General features: G+C 64.6%; 22 protein-coding genes, 1 tRNA gene and 1 riboswitch. Of the genes, 8 read left to right on the top strand and 15 right to left on the bottom strand.

Annotation, left to right across the window (positions count from 1 at the left end; translation table 11 throughout):
- Positions 1 to 85 precede the first annotated feature (85 nt).
- Positions 86 to 1,141 carry a phosphoribosylformylglycinamidine cyclo-ligase gene (gene purM / locus PW947_RS23540; RefSeq protein WP_299634811.1) on the top strand — a complete coding sequence of 352 codons (1,056 nt, stop codon included), beginning with the start codon at positions 86 to 88 and terminating at the stop codon, positions 1,139 to 1,141.
- A gap of 104 nt (positions 1,142 to 1,245) precedes the next feature.
- On the opposite strand, the gene miaA is transcribed toward purM, so the two are convergent.
- Together miaA and mutL are read right to left on the bottom strand one after the other, a co-directional pair.
- Positions 1,246 to 2,205 carry a tRNA (adenosine(37)-N6)-dimethylallyltransferase MiaA gene (gene miaA / locus PW947_RS23545; protein ID WP_299634812.1) on the bottom strand — a complete coding sequence of 320 codons (960 nt, stop codon included), beginning with the start codon at positions 2,203 to 2,205 and terminating at the stop codon, positions 1,246 to 1,248.
- Positions 2,206 to 2,216: 11 nt separating this feature from the next.
- Positions 2,217 to 4,325, bottom strand: coding sequence for a DNA mismatch repair endonuclease MutL (gene mutL, locus PW947_RS23550; RefSeq protein WP_299634813.1), 2,109 nt, complete (start codon positions 4,323 to 4,325; stop codon positions 2,217 to 2,219).
- 246 nt (positions 4,326 to 4,571) lie between these two features.
- Between mutL and PW947_RS23555 the strand changes: the two genes are divergently transcribed.
- Positions 4,572 to 5,243, top strand: coding sequence for a VTT domain-containing protein (locus PW947_RS23555; RefSeq protein ID WP_299634814.1), 672 nt, complete (start codon positions 4,572 to 4,574; stop codon positions 5,241 to 5,243).
- A gap of 139 nt (positions 5,244 to 5,382) precedes the next feature.
- Here PW947_RS23555 and PW947_RS23560 read toward each other — a convergent pair whose 3' ends face one another.
- The 13 genes from PW947_RS23560 to ydfG form a co-directional block, all read right to left on the bottom strand.
- Positions 5,383 to 5,790: a hypothetical protein gene (locus tag PW947_RS23560; protein WP_299634815.1), complete on the bottom strand. Its 408-nt coding sequence runs from the start codon at positions 5,788 to 5,790 to the stop codon at positions 5,383 to 5,385.
- A 26-nt stretch (positions 5,791 to 5,816) separates the two neighbouring features.
- Entirely contained in the window at positions 5,817 to 7,595 is a 1,779-nt protein-coding gene (locus tag PW947_RS23565; RefSeq protein WP_299634816.1) for a chloride channel protein, read from the bottom strand.
- Positions 7,596 to 7,649: 54 nt separating this feature from the next.
- Positions 7,650 to 8,069: a MarR family winged helix-turn-helix transcriptional regulator gene (locus PW947_RS23570; protein WP_299634817.1), complete on the bottom strand. Its 420-nt coding sequence runs from the start codon at positions 8,067 to 8,069 to the stop codon at positions 7,650 to 7,652.
- Positions 8,070 to 8,115: 46 nt separating this feature from the next.
- Entirely contained in the window at positions 8,116 to 9,396 is a 1,281-nt protein-coding gene (locus tag PW947_RS23575) for an HPP family protein (RefSeq protein WP_299634818.1), read from the bottom strand.
- Positions 9,397 to 9,639: 243 nt separating this feature from the next.
- Positions 9,640 to 9,715: transfer RNA gene (locus PW947_RS23580), tRNA-Lys, on the bottom strand.
- 228 nt (positions 9,716 to 9,943) lie between these two features.
- On the bottom strand, positions 9,944 to 10,693 hold the full coding sequence (ybgF, locus tag PW947_RS23585; protein WP_299634819.1) for a tol-pal system protein YbgF: 750 nt from the start codon (positions 10,691 to 10,693) through the stop codon (positions 9,944 to 9,946).
- A 15-nt stretch (positions 10,694 to 10,708) separates the two neighbouring features.
- Positions 10,709 to 11,218, bottom strand: a complete 510-nt coding sequence (pal, locus tag PW947_RS23590; RefSeq protein WP_299634820.1) for a peptidoglycan-associated lipoprotein Pal — start codon at positions 11,216 to 11,218, stop codon at positions 10,709 to 10,711.
- Between the two features lie 17 nt (positions 11,219 to 11,235).
- On the bottom strand, positions 11,236 to 12,528 hold the full coding sequence (gene tolB, locus PW947_RS23595) for a Tol-Pal system beta propeller repeat protein TolB (RefSeq protein WP_299634821.1): 1,293 nt from the start codon (positions 12,526 to 12,528) through the stop codon (positions 11,236 to 11,238).
- Positions 12,529 to 12,659: 131 nt separating this feature from the next.
- The gene (gene tolA / locus PW947_RS23600; protein ID WP_299634822.1) at positions 12,660 to 13,697 is read right to left on the bottom strand and encodes a cell envelope integrity protein TolA; all 1,038 of its coding nucleotides are present in this window, start codon (positions 13,695 to 13,697) and stop codon (positions 12,660 to 12,662) included.
- Positions 13,694 to 14,140 carry a protein TolR gene (gene tolR / locus PW947_RS23605; protein ID WP_299634823.1) on the bottom strand — a complete coding sequence of 149 codons (447 nt, stop codon included), beginning with the start codon at positions 14,138 to 14,140 and terminating at the stop codon, positions 13,694 to 13,696. The genes tolA and tolR overlap by 4 nt, the downstream gene beginning before the upstream one ends.
- A gap of 10 nt (positions 14,141 to 14,150) precedes the next feature.
- Positions 14,151 to 14,828: a protein TolQ gene (gene tolQ / locus PW947_RS23610; protein ID WP_299634824.1), complete on the bottom strand. Its 678-nt coding sequence runs from the start codon at positions 14,826 to 14,828 to the stop codon at positions 14,151 to 14,153.
- Positions 14,829 to 15,021: 193 nt separating this feature from the next.
- Complete coding sequence (gene ybgC / locus PW947_RS23615) at positions 15,022 to 15,546, bottom strand: tol-pal system-associated acyl-CoA thioesterase (RefSeq protein WP_299634825.1); 525 nt, start codon at positions 15,544 to 15,546, stop codon at positions 15,022 to 15,024.
- A gap of 192 nt (positions 15,547 to 15,738) precedes the next feature.
- Positions 15,739 to 16,485, bottom strand: a complete 747-nt coding sequence (gene ydfG, locus PW947_RS23620) for a bifunctional NADP-dependent 3-hydroxy acid dehydrogenase/3-hydroxypropionate dehydrogenase YdfG (RefSeq protein WP_299634826.1) — start codon at positions 16,483 to 16,485, stop codon at positions 15,739 to 15,741.
- Between the two features lie 280 nt (positions 16,486 to 16,765).
- A riboswitch (ZMP/ZTP riboswitch) is annotated at positions 16,766 to 16,865 on the top strand.
- Between the two features lie 167 nt (positions 16,866 to 17,032).
- Here ydfG and glyA point away from each other — a divergent pair.
- The 6 genes from glyA to PW947_RS23650 all read left to right on the top strand — a co-directional run bounded on the left by glyA (position 17,033) and on the right by PW947_RS23650 (position 21,496).
- The gene (gene glyA / locus PW947_RS23625) at positions 17,033 to 18,280 is read left to right on the top strand and encodes a serine hydroxymethyltransferase (RefSeq protein WP_299634827.1); all 1,248 of its coding nucleotides are present in this window, start codon (positions 17,033 to 17,035) and stop codon (positions 18,278 to 18,280) included.
- Positions 18,281 to 18,286: 6 nt separating this feature from the next.
- Entirely contained in the window at positions 18,287 to 18,769 is a 483-nt protein-coding gene (nrdR, locus tag PW947_RS23630) for a transcriptional regulator NrdR (RefSeq protein ID WP_299634828.1), read from the top strand.
- A 231-nt stretch (positions 18,770 to 19,000) separates the two neighbouring features.
- Entirely contained in the window at positions 19,001 to 19,567 is a 567-nt protein-coding gene (locus PW947_RS23635) for a GspH/FimT family protein (RefSeq protein ID WP_299634829.1), read from the top strand.
- Positions 19,564 to 20,091, top strand: a complete 528-nt coding sequence (locus tag PW947_RS23640; protein WP_366146141.1) for a hypothetical protein — start codon at positions 19,564 to 19,566, stop codon at positions 20,089 to 20,091. Before PW947_RS23635 ends, PW947_RS23640 begins: the two co-directional genes overlap by 4 nt.
- Positions 20,088 to 20,963 carry a PilW family protein gene (locus tag PW947_RS23645; protein WP_299634830.1) on the top strand — a complete coding sequence of 292 codons (876 nt, stop codon included), beginning with the start codon at positions 20,088 to 20,090 and terminating at the stop codon, positions 20,961 to 20,963. Before PW947_RS23640 ends, PW947_RS23645 begins: the two co-directional genes overlap by 4 nt.
- Positions 20,960 to 21,496, top strand: a complete 537-nt coding sequence (locus PW947_RS23650) for a hypothetical protein (RefSeq protein ID WP_299634831.1) — start codon at positions 20,960 to 20,962, stop codon at positions 21,494 to 21,496. The genes PW947_RS23645 and PW947_RS23650 overlap by 4 nt, the downstream gene beginning before the upstream one ends.
- Positions 21,497 to 21,499: the final 3 nt, after the last annotated feature.

Genomic DNA, 21,499 nt, shown 5'->3' on the forward strand with positions numbered 1-21,499 from the left:
GTCGTCGGACCCGACAGCGGCAAATTCCAGCCAAGCGGCCGTCATCGGTTAAAATCGTATTTTACCGACCTTCTCGCTCTTCCCCATGAATCAACCGAAATCCGCCTCTGACGCCCAAGGTTTGTCGTATCGCGACGCCGGCGTGGACATCGACGCGGGCGACGCCCTCGTCGACGCAATTAAACCCTTTGCCAAGAAGACTTTGCGTGACGGCGTGCTGGGCGGCATCGGCGGGTTCGGCGCACTGTTCGAAGTGCCGAAAAAGTACCGCGAGCCGGTGCTGGTTTCGGGCACGGACGGCGTCGGCACCAAGCTGCGCCTGGCGTTCCAGCTGAACAAGCACGACACGGTCGGCCAGGATCTGGTCGCGATGAGCGTCAACGACATTCTCGTGCAAGGCGCCGAGCCGCTGTTCTTCCTCGACTATTTCGCATGCGGCAAGCTCGACGTCGCGACCGCGGCGACGGTCGTGAAAGGCATCGCTCAAGGCTGCGAACTCGCGGGTTGCGCGCTGATCGGCGGCGAAACCGCTGAAATGCCGGGCATGTATCCGGACGGCGAATACGATCTGGCCGGTTTTGCGGTCGGCGCGGTGGAAAAGAGCAAGATCATCGACGGTAGCACGATCAAGCCGGGCGACGTCGTGCTGGGCCTCGCATCGAGCGGCATCCACTCGAACGGCTTTTCGCTGGTGCGCAAGGTGATCGAGCGCGCGCAGCCGGATCTGAACGCCGATTTCGACGGCCGTTCGCTGGCCGACGCGCTGATGGCGCCCACGCATATTTACGTGAAGCCGCTGCTGGCGTTGATGCAGCAGGTCGAAGTGAAGGGCATGGCCCACATCACCGGCGGCGGCCTGGTCGAGAATATTCCACGCGTGCTGCGCGAAGGCCTGACCGCCGAGCTGGATCATCGCGCTTGGCCGCTGCCGCCGCTGTTCGCATGGCTGCAAAAGCATGGTGGCGTGGCAGATGCCGAGATGCATCGCGTGTTCAATTGCGGGATCGGGATGGCGGTGATCGTCTCGGCCGACGTGGCGGAACAGGCGACCGGCCTGCTGTCGGCGGCGGGCGAACAGGTCTGGACGATCGGCGTGATCCGCGAATCGCAAGCGGGCGAAGCGCAAACGGTGGTGGTCTAAGTTTTAGGCTGATTCCGCTGCTGTTCTGAAAAAGGCCGTCCAGGTGATCCTGGACGGCCTTTTTCGTTGTCGCCGCTGACGCCGCGTGTTCCAGCGCGACCCGTTCAGGTTTCCGGCGTCCGCAACACCGATTCCACCGCGCGCACCGCACGCTCCGTCGCATCGGCCGCGCAGCAATCCACCACCGTGCGTTCCATGCCGCGCAGCCAGGTCAACTGACGCTTGCACAGCTGCCGCGTCGCGAACACGCCTTTGTCGCGCATCGTCGGATAGTCGCACGCGCCGTCGAGATATTCCCAGGCCTGTCGATAGCCGACGCAGCGCATCGACGGCAAACCGAGATGCAAATCGCCGCGCGCGCGCAAGCCTTCCACTTCGGCCAAGAATCCATCCCGCAGCATCGCGTCGAAGCGTCGTTCGATCCGGGCGTGCAATACGCTGCGATCCGACGGCTCCAGCGCTACCGGCACGAAGCGCCAGTCGCGCGCGGCGTCGTCGATGCGGGCGGGCGCGGCCAGCAACGCGGACATCGTGTGTCCCGTCAGCATGAACACTTCGAGCGCGCGCTGGACCCGCTGCGAGTCGTTCGGTGCGAGACGGGCAGCCGTCACGGGATCGACCTGCGCGAGCCGCGCGTGCAACGCCGGCCAGCCGTCGCGGGCCGCGTCGGAATCGAGCGACGCGCGAACCTCGGCGTCGGCCGACGGCAAATCGTTGAGGCCTTGGGTCAGCGCGCGGTAGTACAGCATCGTGCCGCCCACCAGCAACGGCGTGCGGCCGCGCGCCGTAATGTCGGCGACGAGGCGCAACGTGTCGGCGCGAAAATCGGCGGCGGAATAAGCATCCAGCGGATCGACGATATCGATCAGATGATGCGGCACGGCGGCCAGTTCGGCCGCGTTTGGCTTCGCGGTGCCGATATCCATTCCGCGATACACCAGCGCCGAATCGACGCTGATGATTTCGACCGGCCGCCGCGACGCGAATGCGAGCGCGGCCGCAGTCTTGCCCGACGCGGTCGGACCGAGCAGGCAGGCAACAGGGGTTGGCGAATTCGCCGTCATCCGCGACTCGCTCATTGGCCGCGCATGAACAGGCGGTCGAGATCCGACAGCGTCAGCTGATACCACGTCGGACGCCCGTGGTTGCATTGATCGGCGCGCTCGGTCGCCTCCATCTGGCGCAGCAGCGCGTTCATTTCATCGAGCGTCAGACGACGGTTCGCGCGCACGGCGTGATGGCAGGCGAGCGTGCCGAGCAGTTCGTGCTGGCGCTCGGTCAGCACGCGCGACGCGCCGTAAGCCTGCAGATCGGCGAGGACGGCGCGCGCGAGCGCTTGCAGATCGGCGTCTTTCAGCAACGCGGGCACGGCGCGAATCGCGATGGTGGTCGGCGACAGCACGGCGAGGTCGAAGCCGAGCGCGTCGAGCGTGTCGCGCGCTTCATCGACGATGCCGATTTCGATCGCGTCGGCGGTCATCGTCAACGGGATCAGCAACGGCTGCACGGCGATAGCGCGATCGGCCATCGCGCTCTTGAACTGCTCGTACAGGATGCGCTCGTGCGCCGCGTGCATATCGACGATCACGAGGCCGCGCGCGTTTTGCGACAGCACGTAGATGCCGTGGATCTGGCCGAGCGCGAAACCGAGCGGTTGCTCGTCCGACATCGGCATCGGCGCTGCGCCGCCGAACGGTGCACCGAAAAACGATGGCGCTTCCGAGGCGCCGTCACGCGCTTCGAGCGTCGTGGTGCCGTCGGCGGTGCCTGCGCCGACGTCGCGTCGTCCGCCGTAGAGCGCGTCGTACAGCGCGAGCGGTTGCGCGACGGGCAAGGTGCCTTGGGTCATCCGCGATTGCCGCAACCAGGTATTGCCGGGCTGCGCGTGGCCGGTGCCCGAACTGCCGAAACCGCCGTTCGAGCCGCTATACGAACCGCCTGAACCGCCGCCGAAGCCGCCGGAAGTCATCCCCGCCACCGCGCCGATGCCGGCCGTGTTGCCGAATCCACCGCCCAACGGGGTCGCGCCGAACGACGCCGGATTCGCGGCGACCGGCGCGATCTGCGCCGAGTGGCCGCCCGACGTGGTTTCCGGCGACGCCCCCGCGTGACGCGCCAACGCGCGCTGCACCGCGTGAAACACGAACTGGTGAATCGAGCGCGAGTCGCGGAAACGCACTTCGATTTTCGACGGATGCACGTTCACGTCCACCGCTTCGGGCGGCAAATCGAGGAACAGCACGTACGACGGATAACGATCGCCGTGCAACACGTCCTGATACGCTGCGCGCACCGCGTGCGTGAGCAGCTTGTCGCGCACGAAGCGGCCGTTGACGAAGAAATACTGCTGGTCGGCGCGGCCGCGGCTTGCGGTCGGCAGGCCGGCGCAACCGAACACGGCCAGCGGCCCGGCGCTTTCGTCGAGCGGCAGATGCGCGGTGGCGAAGGTTTCGCCGAGAATTTTTGCGACGCGGCTGGCGGGATCGGTCGCGTTCCAGTGTTCGACCGGGCGGCCGTTGTGCAGCACCGAGATCGCGACTTCCGGCCGCGACAGCGCCGCGCGACGGATCATCTCCAGACAATGGCCGAGTTCGGTCTGTTCGGTTTTCAGGAATTTGCGGCGCGCGGGCGTGTTGAAGTACAACTCGCGCACTTCGATGGTCGTGCCTTGCGTGCCCGCGGCGGGGCTCAACACGCCAGTCTGCGCATCGATCTTCACCGCGTGCGGCGCGTCGCCGGTGCGGCTCGTAATGAACATCTCCGCCACCGACGCAATCGACGCGAGCGCTTCGCCGCGAAACCCGAGGGTCGCGACGGATTCGAGTTCCGCGAGCGAGCGGATCTTGCTGGTCGCGTGGCGCATCAGCGCGAGCGGCAATTCGCTTTCGGGGATGCCGCAGCCGTCGTCGGTGATGGCAATGCGTTTGACGCCGCCTTCGTCGAGCACGATGCGCAGCGCGCGCGCGCCCGCATCGAGCGCGTTTTCCAGCAATTCTTTCACCACCGACGCCGGCCGCTCGACGACTTCGCCGGCGGCAATCTGGCTGATCAGTTGATCGGGCAGCGGCTGGATCGCGCGCAACGGCCGCGTGGCGGCGATGGAAGCGGTGGCGTCGGCAGCGGCCGACGGCGACGATGCGCCGGATGACAGCGCGTCGACGGCATTTTCGGAGAATTCGGACATGGACGAATTATAACGACTCGCGCGACCCGGCTTCGTCCGTCGGATCGCGGCGCAACCGACGCCGCGCACGTGACGCCGGGTGCGCCCGGCAGACACGAATTGCCACATTTTTTTCTCAGGCGCGTGCGGGCACTTTCGGTATCATGGCGCGGTCAATTTCGGTCGGCGGCGCATCGTACGCCGCCGCTTTCACGCGGGCCACGACGCTGGCCGTTCCCGTCACCGGTCGATCATTAAGGAACCCTTTTGGACACGTTGCTTCAGTTCGCAAACCTCGTCTTGCACATCGACAAGTTTCTCGGGGTCTTCATCCACCAGTACGGCGCGTGGGTCTACGCGGTGCTGTTCCTGATCGTGTTTTGCGAAACCGGCCTCGTGGTGCTGCCGTTTCTGCCGGGCGATTCGCTGCTGTTCATCGGCGGTGCGTTTTGCGCGACCGGCGAGATGAATCTCGGTCTGCTGCTGATTTTGCTGTTCGTCGGCGCGACGGGCGGCAACACGCTGAACTACATGATCGGACGCGCGATCGGGCCGAAGGTGTTCGAGTCGCATATCCCGGTGCTGGAGCGCTTTCTGGATCGCACGGCTTTGCAGAAAACGCACAATTTTTACGAGAAACACGGCGGCAAGACCATCGTGCTCGCGCGCTTTATTCCGGTCGTGCGCACCTTCGCGCCGTTCGTTGCGGGTGTGTCGCGAATGACGTTCAGCCGCTTCCAGCTGTTCAACATCGCCGGCGCGCTGTTCTGGGTGTTGCTGCTGGTGTTGCTCGGCTACTTCTTCGGCAATATCCCGTTTATCCGCCAGTACCTGAATCTGATCGTGCTGGTCGGGATCGGCGCGGCAATCGTGCCGGTGTTGCTCGGCGCGCTGTGGAAAGTGTTCCGCAAGTCGCCGCCGACAGCGGGCGGCCGCTGAGTGGATCGTCGCGCGTCGAAGCGCTGACCGTTTTACGGTTGGCGCTCCGGATGCGAAAAGGCGTCGCGAGTCGAATCGCGACGCCTTTTTTTTGTGTTTTTTTTGATTTCGCTCGTGCGGAGCGCTGGCGATGTGCGGCTTACATCGGCAAGCGGGAATCCGTGTACGGCGACGTTTTGATGACGAGATGCGGCGGCGTGTTCGACTTGATCCGCGCGCGGTGCAACAGCTCGATACCGCACACGGCAATCGCACCGGCTGCGACGTAGGCGAGCGCGCGGACCACGAACGCGTCGGCGTTGCTGAACTGGCCGTAGCGGTTTCGTGCGTCGGAGAAAACCAGAAACGTCAACGCCGCGTCGAGCGTTAGTGCGGAGATCGCGGTCAGCGTGCACATGCTCCGGCGCTTCAGCGCAGTGTCCGGCCAGATCCATTGGCACAGCCCGCATACGGCCAGCACGGCTGCCAGCAGCCCGAAATTCAGAAGCAGAAAGGACAGGAAGTTGCTCACGAGCTTGCCATGAAAGCGTTGGGTGGGCGCGATCATGACATGGCGGTATGTCTCGATAAATCTCAGCCGGCGCGACGGACCGGCGGAAAGCGTCGACGACGGATGATGGGCGGCAGGCGGCGAAAGCGCTCACGCTTGTGTTCTTCGTCGAAGTGCGCAAGCGACGGTTTGACGAGATCGCTGCGAGAGACGATTCCGATCAGCCGCATCGACTGACGATCGGCGACCACTGGCAGCCGTTCCAGCCGATGTACGGCGAGTCGGGTCGCGACAAGGCGACAGGTTTCGCTGGCCAGCGCGAAAACAGGCGTTGTCGCGTGCGTGCTTCGATCATGCTCCGTTGCGCGCTGCGCCTCGAACCATCCGCGATCGGCCATGCCGACCACTGCGCCGTCGCGCACCAATGGATACGCGCGATGTGTCTGCGCTGCGCCAAATCGCGTGTCGAGCACGTCTTGCGCGGACTGGCTGGCGTCGATTGTTTCGACCTCGCGCGTCATCACTTCGTCGACGTAATGCCGTTCCAGCGGATCGACGCCATATTCACGATAAATGTGATAACCGCGCCGCGCGATCTTCTCGGTCATGATCGAACGGCGCATGACGATCGTCGCGAAACCATGCGCCACCAGTGTCGCCGCGAGCAGCGGTAGCAATGCGTTGCTGTCGTGAGTCAGTCCGAACGCGAACACGATCGCGGTGAGCGGCGCACCCAAGGTCGCGCCGAGCGTCGCGGCCATGCAGACCAGCGGCCATAGCGCCGGTTCGCCCCCCGGCAGCACCGGGCCGAGCGCCACACCGAGTCCGGCGCCGAGCATCAGCAACGGCGCAAGCACGCCGCCCGACGTGCCCGAGCCGAGCGCGACGACCCACATCACCGCCTTGACGGCGAGCAGTGCTACAGCCGCCTGCAGCGCAATATTTTGATGCAGAAGATCGCCGATCACGTCATAACCGACGCCGAGCGCGCGCGGTTCCAGATAGCCGCCGATTCCGATCGCGATGCCGCCGAGTGCAGGCCACCACATCCAGTGGATCGGCAGCCTGGCGAACAGATCCTCGACCTTGTATAACGCCGCCGACAAGCCGGACGCCAACGCGCCCGACAGCAAACCCGCAACCACGCACGACAGCAGGGAAATTGCGTCGGGCGGCGAGGTGACAAGCGGGAACAGCGGACCTGCGCCGAACAACGGGATGCGCGCAAAGCCCGCTACCGCACACGCAAGCGCCACCGGTAGAAAGCTGCGCGGGCGCCACTCGAACAATAGTAATTCGACCGCAAGCAGGACGGCTGCGACGGGTGTGCCGAACACGGCGGTCATCCCAGCCGCCGCGCCGGCGACCAGCAGCGTCTTGCGTTCCGCCGCCGTCAGCTTCAGATATTGAGCGATCAGCGAGCCGATAGCGCCGCCCGTCATGATGATCGGACCTTCTGCGCCGAACGGGCCACCACTGCCGATCACAATGCCCGATGACAGCGGTTTCAGAAGCGCGACTTTCGGCGACATGCGGCTTTTGCCGAACAGGATCGCTTCGATCGCCTCGGGAATCCCATGTCCGCGAATCTTGTCCGAGCCGAACCGTGCCATCAGGCCGACGATCAGGCCGCCGATCACCGGCACGACGATCACCCATGCGCCGGGCGCGTGTTGCGCAGGCGAACGATCGACGAATGACAAAGCACCGAAGAAGAACAGATTCGTGAACAGGTGGATCAGGCTCAGCAACAGGAAAGCGGCGAGGGTCGCGACGACGCCGATGCAGGTCGCGAGTGCTGCAATGCGCGGCAAGCGCGTGTTGACGGCGAAATCGCGCTTGTAGGCGTCGTGGTGGCTCATTGCGTCTCCGGATGGCTCGTGGGGCGGGCGGTGCGCTGGAAGGCTAAAGCCCGGCTATAGATCGATCTGCGGCACTGTGAACGCGCCTTTCAACGACTTCAGTTCCGCGCGATGCAACTGCGCGAGCCGCGCGAGCACGCGTTCGCCGTCGTCGAGCAGATGCACTTCGACCTGACGCCGGTCGTGTTCACTGACACGTCGTTTGACGAGACCGGCGGCTTCGCAACGGGTCACCAGCGCGACCACGCTGTGGTGCGCGGCCTGCAGGCGTTCGGCCAACTCGCCGATGGTCGCCCAGTCGCGTTCCGGATAGCCCTTGATATGCAGCATCAAAAGATATTGCAGCGGTGTCACGCCTTCGCTCTGCGCGGCCTGCTCGGAGAAGCGCTCGAAGCGTCGCATCTGATAGCGGAATTCGGAAAGTTGCGCGAAATCGGCTTTGGCGAGTTTGCCGGGTTTGCTGGGAGCGGTCATGCGAGGCTGTGTTCGTGATATGGCGAGGTTGCGCGTGTGGCTGGGATTACGCGCTGTGCTGCTGCGGTTGCTGCGGCTGCGACGTGCGCGGCTGATGTGCTTGCCGGTAAAGCCCCGCGATCAGATCGGCTTGCGTGACCATGCCGGCGATCTGCCGGTCGCGATCCAGCACGGGGATGTGGTGATGCCCGTGGTGCGCGAAGAGCGGCACGAGTTCTGCGATCGGCGTGGCCGCCGACACGCTGTGCACGTGCGTCGTCATCACGTCTTCAACGGTGCGTGCGGGCGTCGCTGCGCCACGTCGAAGCCAGCGGCGCACGCGGATCGTCAGACGCAAAAGCGGATGGCGTCGCGCGGCCAGGTTCGGTCCGACTTTGCCCGGCTTGCGGCGCGTGCGGCTTTTGCGGCTCGTGACGCTTGCCGGCGTGGCGTCGTGCGCGGCCGCTCCGATCAGATCGGCACGCGTGACGATGCCGATCAGGTGGTGCGCAGCGTCCGTCACTGGCAACGCCTTGACCCGATGGCGCTTCAGGATGTCCGACGCGGCCTTGATCTGCGTGTGCGCGGTCACCGAGACGACCTGGTTCGACATGATGTCGGCACAACGGAGTTCCGTGAAGGTTCGCGCGTAGGCCTGTAGCTGCACTTCGCGCAGCAGCGTTTCGAGGTCGTCGGGATCGATGTCGAGCAGTTCGCGTTGACGTCGCAGCACGGCGTCGAGATCGCCGCGTGTGAAGCTGGCAGGTGACGCAGGGGAGAGCGGCTTCGGCTTCGCGGCATCAGACCGGTTCGCATGCGGATAGCGATGGCCGGTGAGCGCGTGATACACGAGCGCCGCGCCGAGCAGCGCGATGGATTGCAGCAGGATCGGCGACACGACGAAGCCGAAACCGAGCGCGCGAATGTCGTGACCGCCGAGCACGGCCGTCAACGCGACCGCACCCGACGGCGGATGCACGCAGCGCAGCGCGAACATACCGGTGATGGCCAGCGCGACGGCGAATGAAGCGGCGATCAACGGATCGGGGATCCAGCGTGCGCAGATCACGCCGAGCGTGGCCGACACCAGATTGCCACCGATGATCGACCACGGCTGCGCGAGCGGACTGGCGGGCACGGCGAACAGCAAAACCGCCGACGCACCCATCGGCGCGACCAGCAGCGGTATCGACGCGGGATGCGCGCCCAGCAGCAGATGCATCACGACGCCGGTACACGCGATCCCCACCAGCGCGCCGAGGCACGCACGCACGCGCTCCGGCCATCTGACGGCGACGGGAGGCGGTGCGAAGGTGCTGAGCCAGCGGAGGACGGGTAGGCGAGCCAAGGTGCGTTGGGGCGGGTCGGGTTGAGGGTGAGCGAGCGCGGCGTTTTCGTGATTATATGTCAACGCGATATAAATCTGCGCGCGGTGGTGGATCGGGGTATGTGCTGATCGCGCAGTCGACGGGGTCGATGCGGGGCAACTCGGGAAGCGGGGGAGGTGGTGTGCGGGCAAGGATTGCGCGGCATCGCTAAAGCGAGCGCGCAAAGAAAAAGGGCTCAGCTTGCGCTGAGCCCTTCAAATCTTTGGTAGGCCGTACGGGATTCGAACCTGTGACCAACGGATTAAAAGTCCGCTGCTCTACCAGCTGAGCTAACGACCCAAAAGAGAAGCGGGATTATAGCGAGCGCTTTGCAGGGCTGTCAACAGTGCCGCATTTTAAATGCGTCAATTCGAGCGCCACCGTCAATAAGAAAAGCCCGAAGCGTGGTGACACGTCCGGGCTTTCCGGCGAGAGGCGCGCGCGTGACGTTCAATGCGGCACTACGCGTACAACGACTGCTACTGCCCATCAACACTACAAAAACCAGCGCTACGCCCGACCACCCGACTACTTGATCTGCGACAGCTTGCCTTGCGCCGTTTGCGCGACGTCAGAGCTGCCGTATTGCGCGACGATCTGCTCGAGCGTCTTCTTGGCCGCTGCCTTCTGGCCTTGCTCGATCTGATTGTTCGCAATCGCGAGCAGCGCTTCGGGCGCACGCGCATGCTGCGGATAGTTCTTCACCACACCTTGCCACGTCGCCGTCGAGCCCTTGTAGTCGCGCAGTGCATACAACGCGTTGCCGAGCCAGTACTGCGCGGTCGGCTGATACGGGCTGTCCGGATACTTCGAAATGAACGTGCGGAACGACACCGCCGCGTTCTTGAAGTCGCCATTGCGAAACTGCTGCGAAGCCGCGTTGAACGATTCGGTTTCACCCGGCTGCACCGTGCCCTGAACGCCGTCCACCGTCTGCTGCTGCGGCTCGAATTTCTTCAGACGCGTGTCCAGATCGGTGTAGTAGTCCTTTTGCTGCTTTTGCAGCGTGGCAAGCTGGTTCGCCTGATCTTCGTTCTGTCCACGCAGCGTTGCAATCTGCTGATTCTGCTGATCGAGACGGTTGGATTGATCGAGGATCGTGCGCTGTGCGGCCGCAAGCTGACTCGACAGGCTATCGGTCTTCGTACGCAGATCGAGGATGGCCTGACGGGCCTGATCGTCGTCGAACATGCCCGCGTGCGCGGGCACGGCCGTGAAGGCCGTCCCCGCGACGCAGGCGGCTGCGGCAAACCGCAGCCAGGAGAAACGAAGCGTCATACGGCTTATCACCCGTTACTGTTGGTACACGAGGTCGGCGCGGCGGTTTTGTGCCCACGACGAATCGTCATGACCGTCAGCTTGCGGCTTTTCCTTGCCCAGGCTCACGGCTTCCATTTGCGAGTCGGTCACGCCCAGCAGCGACAGCGAACGACGCACGGCTTCAGCACGCTTTTGACCCAGTGCCAGGTTGTATTCGCTGGTGCCGCGTTCGTCGGTGTTGCCTTGAATCAGCACGTGACGTTGCGGATGGCTCTTCAGGTAGTTCGCGTGTTGTTGCAGCAGCGATTGATAGTCGCTCTTGACCGAGTAGCTGTCGAAATCGAAATAGATGCTGCGCTTGGCCAGCGGACTATTCGGATCGTTCAGCGGATCGACGTTCACTTGCGCGACGGCGTTCGGGTTCGGTTGCGTGCTGACTGCGCCACCCTTGTTAGCGTTTTCATCGAGCTTGACGCCCGAATGACAGGCAGCCAGTGCACCGACCATCGCCACTGCACATGCGATACGAAGTTTGGACATCATGTTTTACTCTCCTTGTGTTATTGCATAAACGGGCCCCAGGACGGCTCGCGTACGCTGCCGCCCTGAACGGACAGGACCTGCCGGGTTCGACCGTCGGTCGACACTGCGGCCAACACGCCACGGCCGTTCACCTGTGTGGCGTAAAGAATGTACTGACCATTCGCGGCAAAGCTCGGCGATTCGTCATGTGTTGTGTCGGTCAGGCCGGTTGCCGTGCCTGCCTGCAGGTCCTGGAGGTAGAGCTTGAAGCCGCCACCCGTTCGCGAGATATACGCGAGTTCCTTGCCGTCCGGGCTGATTCGCGGACTCGTATTGTAGTTGCCGGTAAACGTCACGCGCTGTGCCGCGCCGGCATTTTCGCCACCGACCGGCATCTTGTAGATCTGCGGCTGGCCGCCGCGATCGCTCGTGAAGTAGATCGACTGGCCGTCCGGCGAGAAGGCCGGTTCGGTGTCGATCGAGGTGCCTTGCGTCAGGCGGCGAAGACCGCTGCCGTCTGCGTTGACGAGGAAGATCTGCGTATTGCCGGTGCGCGACAGCGCGACAGCCAGCGTACGGCCGTCAGGCGACCATGCCGGTGCGCTGTTGTTGCCCTTCTGGTCCGACACGACGATGCGACGGCCCGTGGGCAGATCGTGAATGTAGACGACCGGCTTTTTCTTTTCGAACGACACGTACGCGACCTTCGTGCCGTCAGGCGACCAGGCCGGCGAGATGATCGGCTCGGGGCTGGACAGCGCGATATGCGCATCCTGGCCGTCCGAATCGGAAATCTGCAACTGATAGCGGCCGCCGGTCTTGATCACGTAGGACAGACGCGTCGCGAACACGCCGCGGCCGCCCATCAACTTTGCGTAGATGTAGTCGGCCACCTTGTGCGCGCTCATCCGCAAGCCGCTTTCGGGGCTCACCAGCACGAGGCCGCCAAGGCTTTCGCCCTTGACGGTGTCGTACAGCTTGAAGCGCACTTCGACCTGACCGTTGGCGAGGCGATTGACGCTGCCGGACACGAACGCATTCGCGCCCTTGGCCTTCCAGCTGCCGAGGTCGACGGAATCGGTTTCGGCGACAGGCGCGCTGCCCGCGTCGATGTTGGTGAATTTGCCGCTGCGCTGCAAGTCTTGACGCACGATCGTGCTGACCTGCTGCGGCGAGTTCGCCTCGTTGGCGAAGTTCGCCGTTGCAATCGGGAACTGGGTGGATCCGACGCCTGTCACGAGGACGTTGAGCTGTGCATGGGCGGCGCCACCGGTGGCGATCAGGCACGAAGCTACAAGTGTCCGCAGGCCTAGCTTGGTCATCAAACTCATGCTGTATGGTTTCCCCAAAAACAGGTTTCTAACACTTCACGACAGCAGACAGACTCGCAAAGATCGATTTCGTTCCCGCGCGCGCCGCTCCGGACAAGGCCTGGCGGCGCGCGGGGAATCTCGACGGGCGGTCAGCCTGCCGGACGCAACGTAATGGTAAAGCTGCCCGGCGTCTTGCCGTCCGTATCTTGCGGCATCGGGTCCGAGCGCTGCACGGCGCGTAGCGCGGCGGCGTCCCAGGCGTCGTTGCCGCTGCTATGCCGGATGGTTGCGCTCAGCAACGTGCCGGTCGGCGCGCAACGCACGGCTACCACGGTTTCGAGGCCAGTGGTTTCGCCTCCCCAGACGATGTTCGGACCCACGCGACGCTTGACCTTGTCGGCGTAACCCGGCGACGTCGCATTGCCGCCCGAGCCGCTGCCGGCACCGCTCTTGCCCAGACCGTTGCTCGACGAGCTGTCGCCGCCGGCCATGCCTTGCATCTGCGAGAGCCGCTGACGGCGTTCCTGGTCGAGCTTTTTCGCGTCGGCCGAGGCCTGCGCCGCCGCCTTGGCCTTCGCGGCCTTCTGCGCGTCAGCCTTCTTCTGCGCGTCGGCCTGCGCCTGTTTGTCAGCCTGCTCCTGCTGTTCCTTCAGTTCCTGCTGCTTTTGCAACTGCTGCTGCTTTTGCTGATCGGCGAGCTGTTGCTGCTTGAGCTTGTCGGCTTGCTGCTGTTGCTGCTGCTTGAGCTTCGCCGCTGCGGCTGCCTTCTGCGCGGCGAGTTGCGCGGCCTGGTCGGCGGCAAGCTGTTGCTGGCGCTTCGCCTCGGCTTCCTGCTGCTGCTTCAGCTGACGTTGCTGCTCGGCCAGTTGGGCTTCACGCGCGGCCTGCTGTTGCTGCTGACGCTTCTTTTCCTGCAGCGCGATATCCGCCTGCTCGTCGGGGACGGGCGGCGGGGCAGGCGCGACCGGCGCCGGCGGTGTGGGCGTGGGCGTCGGCAACGGCGTATCGGGGACGGCGGTCCACAGTTCGGCTTCGGCGCCCTCGGGCGTGCTGTTTTGCCACTGGATGCCGTGATACAGGAAAAATCCGAGCAGCGCGTGCATCACCAGCGCGAGCACAAAAGCTCGCCAGGTGCCGCGTTCGCTCGGCGGCCGGACGGGACGGTTGGATCGCTGCTCTCGACTCATTGCGATTTGACGAGCAAGCCAACGCGTTTGACGCCGCGCGCCTTCAGATCGGACATCACGTTCATCACGACTTCGTACTTGACGGTCTTGTCGGCGGCGATCACGACCGGTTGATCCGGATGCGCCGCCTGACGATCGGTGACGAAACCGTCGAGGTCGGCTTTGCTCATGTCTTCCTGCTGCATCGCGCCGGCGTCGTCCTTGTACTTGACGCTCATGTTGCCGTCGGCGCGGATGTTGACGACGACGGGCGGCGTTTGCTGCTGCGGCGCGGCGCCGCCGACGGTCGGCAGATTGACGATCGACGGTGCGACCAGCGGCGCGGTCACCATGAAGATCACGAGCAGCACGAGCATCACGTCGATGTACGGCACGACGTTGATGTCGGCCATGGCACGGCGCGAACGGCTGCCGCGCATGCTGGAGTTGCTTGAACCGGCCATCGTGTGCTCCTTACTGCGCCTGGCGCTGAAGAATGTTCGAGAACTCTTCGATGAAGGTTTCGAAGCGGATCGCGAGGCGGTCGATATCGTGGGCGTAGCGGTTGTAGGCGACCACGGCCGGAATCGCGGCGAACAGACCGATGGCGGTTGCCGTCAGCGCTTCCGCGATGCCCGGCGCGACGTTCGCGAGCGTGGCCTGCTGGACGTTCGCGAGACCGCGGAACGCGTTCATGATCCCCCAGACCGTGCCGAACAGACCGATGTACGGGCTGACCGAACCCACCGACGCGAGGAACGCGAGGTTGGCTTCGAGCACGTCCATTTCACGCTGGAACGCGGCGCGCATCGCGCGACGGGCGCCGTCGAGGATCAGGCCCGGATCGTTGAGCCGCTTTTCCTTGCCCTTCAGGAATTCACGCATGCCCGATTCGAAGATGCGTTCGAGCGCGCCGATGGTGTGACGGTTGTTGGCTGCGCTCTGATACAGCGCCTGCAGGTCGCCGCCCGACCAGAAATCGCGTTCGAAACGCTCGGTTTGCGCGCGGGCGCGACGGATCGCAAACCACTTGCGGAAGATAAAAGTCCAAGACAGCAGCGACAGCAACAGCAGCAGGGCCATTACCGCCTGCGCCAGCAGGCTCGCGTTGAGGACGAGAGAAATGATCGACAGATCTTGTGTAGTGTTCATAAAGGTTCGCTGTAACGTCCCGGAAGGGGGCGTCCGGCTGCAAGTTCTGACGAAGCATTCCGTGAGGAATCCGGAAGCTTCGGGGCGTTGCAAGCCGAACCATGCTTTGTGCTGCTTGATCGATATGAGTTCACTGGCCCCGGTAACAACGGGACTCGGTGAATGTCCGTTGACACGTGGGTGGCCGTAAACCCTAAGTTGTTCCGTTCGACGCGTTTGCCCCGCTATTCGCGACGGTTGGCTGCGTCACGCCCGCTGTGCCGGGCGCTTCGATGCCCGGTCCGCGTCGCAGCGCGGCCAGTACCGGCGCGGGAATCGCAGCCGGGCGCAGCGCGTCGCGATCGACACAGCCGACGCGGATGGTCCCTGTAGCAAGCAGCGTGCCGTCGCGCCACGCTTCCTGCGCGAAATCGACGGATGCACGCCCCAGCCGGGCGATCCGGCTGACGACTTCGATTACGTCATCGAGGCGGGCCGGGGCTTTGTAGTCCATCGCGGTACTGCTGACGATGAACAGCGCGCCGGTTTCGTCGGCGAGACGGCGCTGGTCGATTCCACACGCACGTAGCCATTCGGTGCGCGCCCGTTCGAAAAACTTGAGGTAATTCGCGTAAAACACGATGCCGCCCGCGTCGGTATCTTCGTAGTACACGCGAACCGGCCACGTGAACCCGATTTCCGCGCCGGGCTGGCTGGCGGATAGTTTCATGGCGGGCATTTTACCGGATCGGCCAGGCCGAAGCGCTTTTCGAGCGACGTATCCCGCCGGCCGGTTGCCGGGCGGGGCGCAGCGCGATTCGAACGAGCGAATGCGCTGCGTCGCGATTCGGTCCGGCGGCGGGGCGGCCGGCCAATTTTCCTTATTAATCAGATGATTGACGGCGATATCCGCCAATCATTGCCGGACATTTCAGCCGCGATGGATCGACAGCCCCGCGAAAGCTTGCGCGACGGGCATCAGCTCGATTGTATTGACGTTGACGTGCGCGGGACGCGTTGCGATCCAGTAGATCGACTCGGCGATATCTTCGGCCGTGAGCGGCTGGACGTTCTGATAGACGTTGGCCGCTTTCGCGTCGTCGCCGTGGAAGCGCACGTTCGAGAATTCGGTGCCGCCGCAAAGGCCCGGCTCGACGTCGGTCACGCGGATCGCGGTGCCGCTCAGGTCGGCGCGCAGATTCAGGCTGAACTGGCGCACGAACGCCTTGGTCGCGCCGTAGACGTTGCCCCCCGCGTAGGGGTAGGTGCCCGCGACCGAGCCCAGATTCACCACATGGCCGCGATTGCGCTCGACCATGCCCGGCAGCAGTGCGCGCGTGACCTGCACGAGTCCTGTGCAGTTGGTGTCGATCATCGTGGTCCAGTCGTCGAGCGATGCACGTTGCGCCGGTTCGAGGCCGAGCGCGAGACCGGCGTTGTTGACCAGCAGGTCGATGGCAGCGAAATCGGCCGGCAGCGATGCGACGGCTTTTTCGATGCTGGCGTTGTCGCGGACGTCGAGTTCGACCGGCAGCAGCGCGTCGCCGAGCTCGGCTGCGAGCGCGTCCAGACGATCCTTGCGGCGGGCGGTTGCGACGACCTTATGGCCGCCGTTCACGAAAGCGCGGGCGATGGCGGCGCCGAATCCTGCGGACGCGCCGGTTACGAATACGATCATTGCAGTTCCCTGGTCGGTAAGAGAAAAAGGTCCCCAGCCTACTTGCAATATTGCGCTGCGGCAAGAACGCGGGACATTCGATACGGCGGGCCTCACGGTCGCGCGGCGGTCCGGTGCGACGGCGTCGTGAGCGTGGTTGGAGCGGCAGTTGACACACGGTTTTCATCGGGTTTCGATATACCTTTCAGGCGCCCGCCGCCCGGCCTCGAAGGCCGCGTGGGGAAGGCGCGAGCCGGGCCGCCGGTTGCCTATTCGAGACGGTTCCAATACACTTACGCGCTCATCCCTGCGTGACTGGCGATAGAACCAAACAGGTTCAAGGTGGAGCAACCCACCGTGAAGCGCAGGGTGCCGTTTTGCCGTTCGCCTGGGCAGCCGTGATTCGCGCGCTTGATAGCGCTGCCGTTGGCTGTCCCCGCTCGCGTGTGCCGTATCCCATCCGCCACGTCAGGGCTGGCCCAGCCGCCAGCAGCGCCGCGTACCCGCTACGCCGGTTACACGTTCTGCGCACAATCCGGTCAACCTGAAAACACTCAACGGAACCCGTATGTTTGACAGAGCCCAAAGCACCATCGCCAACGTCGATCCCGAACTCTGGGCGGTGATCGAGCAGGAAAACCGCCGTCAGGAAGAGCACATCGAACTGATCGCGTCGGAAAACTATACGAGCCCGGCCGTGATGGCCGCACAGGGCTCGCAGCTCACCAACAAATACGCCGAAGGTTATCCGGGCAAGCGCTACTACGGCGGTTGCGAATTCGTGGACATCGCCGAGCAGCTGGCGATCGATCGCGTGAAGGCACTGTTCGGCGCGGAAGCGGCCAACGTGCAGCCGAACTCCGGCTCGCAGGCCAACCAGGGCGTGTTCTTCGCGATGCTCAAGCCGGGCGACACGATCATGGGCATGAGCCTCGCGCACGGCGGTCACCTTACGCACGGCTCGCCGGTCAACATGTCGGGAAAGTGGTTCAACGTGGTCAGCTACGGCCTGAACGAAGCCGAAGACATCGACTACGAAGCCGCGGAAAAGCTCGCGCAGGAACACAAGCCGAAGCTGATCGTCGCAGGCGCGTCGGCGTTTGCGCTGCGCATCGATTTCGAACGTCTGTCGAAGATCGCGAAGTCGGTGGGTGCGTATTTCATGGTCGACATGGCGCATTACGCCGGTCTGATCGCCGCGGGTGTGTATCCGAACCCGGTGCCGTTCGCCGACTTCGTCACGACCACCACGCACAAGAGCCTGCGCGGCCCGCGCGGCGGCGTGATCCTGATGAAGGCCGAGTTCGAGAAGCAGATCAACTCGGCGATCTTCCCGGGCATTCAGGGCGGTCCGCTGATGCATGTGATCGCCGGCAAGGCGGTGGCGTTCAAGGAAGCACTGTCGCCGGAATTCAAGGAATACCAGCAACAGGTCGTCGAAAATGCACGCGTGCTGGCTGAAACGCTGGTCAAGCGCGGTCTGCGGATCGTCTCGGGCCGCACCGAAAGCCACGTGATGCTGGTCGATCTGCGCGCGAAGAACATCACCGGCAAGGCAGCGGAAGCAGCACTGGGCGCGGCGCATATCACGGTCAACAAGAACGCGATCCCGAACGATCCGGAAAAGCCGTTCGTCACGAGCGGTGTGCGTCTGGGCTCGCCGGCAATGACCACGCGCGGTTTCGGCGTGAAGGAAGCGGAGATCGTGGGCAACCTGATCGCCGACGTGCTGGACAATCCGGAAGACACAGCGAACATCGAGCGCGTGCGTGGCCAGGTTGCCGAGCTGACGCAACGCTTCCCGGTTTATCGCTAAGCAACCATGCACTGCCCCTTCTGCCGGCACGACGATACGCAGGTCGTTGATTCCCGCGTATCCGAAGACGGCGCCGCGATTCGCCGGCGCCGCCGCTGCACGGCCTGCGACAAACGTTTTACGACGTATGAGCGGGTCGAGCTGGCATTGCCGGCGGTCGTCAAGAAGGACGGTAGCCGCACGGAATTCGACCGCCGCAAGATCGTCGCGAGCATGCAACTGGCGCTGCGCAAGCGCCCGGTTGCGGCAGACGCGATCGACGCGGCCGTCGCCCGTATCGAATATCAGTTGTTGGGCAGCGGCGAGCGCGAAATCCGCAGCGAACGTCTCGGCGAACTCGTGATGAACGAGTTGCGCCAGCTCGACACCATCGCCTACGTGCGTTTTGCGTCCGTGTACCGGCGCTTCGAAGACGTCTCCGAATTCGAAGACGTGATCGAGGAATTCCGCCGCGCGGCCTCGCCGCCCAAGCCTCCCCGCAAACGCTGAGCGTTCGCGAGCCTGCATGGCTCGCTTCGTTTCGCGCATCTGTCTGCCCGATCGACGCGCTCGCGTCCGTTGCGTTGATTGCATCCCGATTCCCTCCGTTTTTTCCGCTGCCACGGTGTTGCTGCGTGCATTGTTGCGCGTGTTTTTAGCGCGCGCCACTCGGCCATCCGGCTAATTGTGCGCATCCGTTTGCGTCGATAGAGTCACTGCGTTCTCCGTCAAAGCTCAGGGATGCAGATGAAATGGACTCGTTTATCGCGGCCTTCGCGGCCCGGCTTCACGCTGGTCGAAACGTTGGTGGTGCTCGTGCTGCTCGCGATCATCGCCGTCATGGCAACGCCTTCGTTCGTCACGTGGCGCATCCGCGATCAGGTCGATGCGCGGGCGCGGGCATTAGCATCGACGCTGGTGTTCGCCCGCAGCGAAGCGCTCAAGCGCGGCGTGCGCGTGACCGTGTGCCGGGTGGACGCCGCGCGCCATTGTCTGGCGTCGGGACAGCCGTGCCGGCCGGGTGCAACGGACTGGTCGTGTGGTTGGGCCGTCACGGTCGAGCATGCGGGCCAGCCGTCGTTGCTGCATGCGCAGCCCGAACTTGTGTCGGTCAGCGTCGTCGGAACGCAGACCAGTCTGGTGTTTACGCCGCCGGCCGGACAGTTGATCGGCAGCTTTCGTAGCTTCGATTTCGCACCGCGCGTGACGTCGAAAGCGACCCAAGGCGACGGCTGGCGTCGCTGTGTGCGAATCGCCGCGGGCGGACGCGCGCGCGTGGCCGATGGCGCGTGCGGGACGTCGTCATGAGCGCACGTTTTCATCAGCGCGCGACGCCCGCGCCGGTCGTGCCGATCACGCGGACAGCGAAGCCAGCACCACCAACGCGTTTATCCAGACCGCCGCAGCCGGCACAGATCCCGCGCGCGATCAGCCTTCGCGGCGGCACCTTGATCGAAGTCCTGTTTGCGGTGGCGTTGATGGCGACGACTGCGCTCGGCCTGATTGCGGTCGAACTGTGGACCGCGCGCGAGGCCCGCGCCGCGTCGCTACGCGAGCGGGCACTGTTCGTCGCGGATGCGCTCGTGGAAATTTCGCGCGCACCGTCACGCGACGACGCGGCATACCGGTTGTGGGCGAGTCGCGCGTCGACGATGTTGCCGTCCGGCGAGGCCGCGCTCGACGCACGCGGTAGCGGGGCATCCGTGGCACGCGTGACGTGGGCGGTGTCACACAATTTGCCGCCCGGCGACGTGATCGACAAACCCGAATCGTGCGGCGACGTGTCGGTTCCGGCAGGTAGCGGCTGTGTCGCGCTGGCGTTCGTCCCATGACCCCGCATCGTTTATCGCGCGGCGCGTCGACCCATATCGCGTCCCGGCTCGCGTCGAACAGCGGTCCCGAATTTCCGCGTCTGACGAGCGGCCACACGTTGATCGAACTGGCGATTGCGGTCGTGCTCGGGCTGCTCGTCACGGCGGGTGCGGTGTCGTTGTACCGCTCGCAGCGCGCCGCGTTCACGCGTGCCGCCGACGACGTGCAGATTCGCGAAGCCGGGCTCACCGCACTGACGCTGATCGGGCAGCAGATCCAGATGGCCGGTTTCGCTCCCGCCGACGCAACACCGGGCGCCACACCACCGACGCTGTCAGGTTGCACGGCAGCGCGTCCGTCGGGCGGTGACGAAAGTCTGTCGTGCGAGACGCTGGCAGGACGCTCGGACGGCATCGCGGTGCGCTATATCGGCGATACCGTGTCGACCTGGCCGTCCGCCACCGGCCAACCGACGGATTGCCTCGGGCAGATCGTCGGCGTCGGCAGCGCGGCGGCGGGCGCGCAGGGCGTGCTGATCGTCAACCGTTACTACGCCAAGCCAAGCGCATCGACCGGCGAGCCGGAGCTGTATTGCGAAGGCAATGGCAAGACGGGTTCGGCGCAACCGCTGGTCGAAGGCGTCGAACGTCTGCGGTTTCGTTACTGGATCGACGGCACGCCGGGCGCGCTCGACGCGTCGGCGGTGACGTCGTCACAGTGGGCCGATGTGGTCGCCGTCGATATGTGCGTGCTGGTGCGCGGCGCGCCGCAAGCCCGACGGGTTCGCTACGTCGATTGCGACGGCGTAAGCACGCTCGGCACGGACCTGCGCGCGCGGCAGACCTTCTGGCGCAGGGTTGCGGTGCGCAATCGCGAACGGAGCGCGTCGTGAGCTCGCGCGTCAGACCCGGCACGACCGGTGTACGTGCCCGAGGCGCTGCGCTGCCGATCGTGCTGCTGATCTCATCGATGATGCTGACCACGGCCGCCGCGTGGTTCGACACGTCGCTGGCGGCGGCGCGCGCGGCACGCAACATCGCCGGTCACGTGAGCGCGTTTCATGCCGCGGATTCGATGCTGCGCGTGTGCGCGCGTGCCGTGCTCAGCGGCGCTGCGACTGTCGTCGCCGGTACGCCGGGTGTCACGACGGAGCCGGTCGCGTGGAAGTCGTCCGCCACGTTCGATAGTCGCGCGGTCTCGTCGTTTGCGGCGTCGTCCGCGTCGTGGCCGGGAACGGCCAAGCCGCCGCAATGCGTCGCGGAAACGTGGCAGATCGCCGGGCGACCGTCGGTGCGTGGCTATCTTTTGACGGCGCGTGGCTACGGTCAATCGGAGGACATCCAGGCGTGGTTGCAGCTGCAACTGGCCGTCGATGGCGACCAGGTCGAACGGCACTGGCGGCGCATCGCGTCGCGGCCGTTCTAGATG

This window comes from Paraburkholderia sp., from assembly GCF_028283785.1.
Classification (GTDB): Bacteria; Pseudomonadota; Gammaproteobacteria; order Burkholderiales; family Burkholderiaceae; genus Paraburkholderia.